The sequence below is a fragment of the Thermococcus sp. genome (genome assembly GCF_027012695.1).
Classification (GTDB): Archaea; Methanobacteriota_B; Thermococci; order Thermococcales; family Thermococcaceae; genus Thermococcus.
In genome coordinates, this window is sequence record NZ_JALUYR010000097.1 from 1 (window position 1) to 1844 (window position 1844).

Annotated in this window: 1 protein-coding gene and 1 pseudogene; both read right to left on the reverse strand. The window is 27.0% G+C overall.

What is annotated here, in order from left to right:
- Positions 1–255, reverse strand: a pseudogene (locus tag MV985_RS07780) (hypothetical protein); the annotation flags it as partial.
- A gap of 64 nt (positions 256–319) precedes the next feature.
- Positions 320–1603, reverse strand: a complete 1284-nt coding sequence (locus tag MV985_RS07785) for a hypothetical protein (protein WP_297465016.1) — start codon at positions 1601–1603, stop codon at positions 320–322.
- Between the last annotated feature and the right edge of the window lie 241 nt (positions 1604–1844).

Sequence of the window (1844 nt, forward strand, 5' to 3'; positions counted from 1 at the left end):
ATGTTTTTCCTTATCGTGATTGCCTTTAATAAGAGTTATTTCCCCGTTTAACTTTTTTGCTAATTTATAACTATCTTTAAAAGCTACATCTCCAAGATGCAAAACTTCATCGTCTTTTTTTATATATCTGTTCAATCTGTCAATTAAAAACCTGTCAAAATCCTCGTATCCTTCCATTTTTGCTTTTTGCATACGAACAGGCTCGTATAGAAGTATATTTGTATGACCGAGATGCGTATCTGCTGTTATTTTCATTTTTTACCTTTTGGGTTTAAAACCTAAATTTGCACTTTTATTACTATTAATAAAATTTTTTATTTTAATATTGCCTTTTAAATCTTCTTTTAATTTTAAATCTTTCTGTTCCATCTTTTTCTGTTTCTTCAAGCTCAAATTCTTTTGTTTTAATTGTTACTTTGTTTTGCTCGTTTATTTTATAATCTTTTATTATTTGTTCTTGTTTTAATTTAATAGCAATATTTTCTTTAAATTTTGTGTTATAGCAATTTGCACAATAAATTTCTCCTACAACTTTGTAAATATCTCTCTCCGTAAGTTCTCGTTTTAAAAGCTCTATTTCCTCTTTTAATCTTTTATTCTCTTCTTCAAGCTCTTGCACTCTGTTTTCAGAGTGCAAAAGTTTATTTTTTAATTTTTTGTTTTCTTCTTCTAAATATTTAATTACTTCTGTATTCGGAACAGGCTTTTTTGTATCTGAATAAGTATATTTTTTACTATATGCTAACTCTTTTAATTTATTTAATTGCTTATTGAACTCTTCTTTCATCTCCTGTAAGCTTAATTCTTTATTTTTTATTTTTATTCTTAAATCTTTTACAAGCTGTTCTAATTTTGCGTAATCTTCTCTTTTTGCTCCAAGCTCTTTAAATTCTTTTCTAATTTGTTTATTTAGTTCTTTTAAATCTTTAATTTTCGCAAGTAATTTTTGCTCTTTTTCTCTTTCTTTTTCAGTTCTATATTGACGATGACTCTTGTGTTTTGGTGCTTTTTTACCTTCTTTAAAATAATTTTTTGCTCTTTGCAATGTAGGCATGTATTTTTTACCTATTTCAAAAATTTTATCTTGAAATAAAGATAAGTCGCTTTTTTTAATTTTTCGTCTAACGCTTTCCCCAAAATCATCAACGTTTCTGAAAAAAAAATGAATATGCAAATTTTGAGAAAATTCTCCTTCTTCTGTGAAGTGCCCTTCGTGATTGTGAAACACAAAATACAAAACTTTTGTGTTATATTTTTCTTCAAAACATTTTTCAAATTCTTTAAAAATTTTTATAAAAATTTTAGGGTCTTTTTCTAAAACATCTTTACCAATGATTAATAATCCCTCCTCAATCAAAATTTGATTTTTTAAAGGATTTCTATTTTTTTTTAAATTAATAATAAGCTTTGCATTTTCTTCCCAAGCGCGCCATAAATCTACCGCGTGCGCTACATCTTTTATTGTAAATTTTTGTATTATATTATTGCTGTCTTTTATCCAATATGTTGCTTTCGCCAATCCGCTATTGTGTATTAAATTTGCAACCGAAGGTGCAGAATATTTTTGTGTAGGTCTTAGCTGTATTGTTAAAGCATTTGCCATTTTATCCCTTTTAAAATTTTACGAAGTGCCCTTGTGGCACAAGTAAAACACAAGAGGCACGAAAATTTTTGTTAAAAAATTAAGTGCCTCTTGTGTGTGCTTGGGGACAAGCCCCGTCGCACAAAAAAATTATTAAAAGTTAGAATTTTGATTTTCATTTTGTTTAGCTTTTGCGTTGTTTATTTTATTAATATAATCTTGTAATTTTTCCTGTAACTTTTTCTTTTTGTTTTCTATTTTT